Raw genomic sequence first — 285 nt, 5'->3', positions numbered from 1 at the left:
TCCCAGCGACTTCAACCGGTGACACCGCTTGCATCCCAGGCGCAGGTTCGCGATATCCGTCCCTCCACCATGTTGCCACTCCCTCGTATGATCGATCTCGCAGGTCCTACCGGGCCCGGTGCATCCCGGGGTGGTGCAGGACCCGTCCCTGAATTGCAGGATCGCCCGCTGGGCCGCGGTAGGCCGGTATCTGTTCTGGCCGAACTTCACCACCGCCCCGGTCAAGGGATCGGTGATCACCCGCCACCAGGTCTTCGCCGCGACCATCAACCGGGCTGCTGAGTG

General features: G+C 65.3%; 1 protein-coding gene. It reads right to left on the bottom strand.

From position 1 onward, the window contains the following. On the bottom strand, window positions 1–267 hold a 267-nt coding region (locus ACT3S6_RS15925), incomplete at its 3' end, for an HNH endonuclease signature motif containing protein (RefSeq protein ID WP_444555782.1). Between the last annotated feature and the right edge of the window lie 18 nt (window positions 268–285).

Origin of the sequence: Arthrobacter sp. AOP36-C1-22 (genome assembly GCF_052377515.1) — a bacterium.
Lineage (GTDB): Bacteria > Actinomycetota > Actinomycetes > Actinomycetales > Micrococcaceae > Arthrobacter_H.
This window is presented reverse-complemented; position numbering and strand designations above follow the sequence as displayed.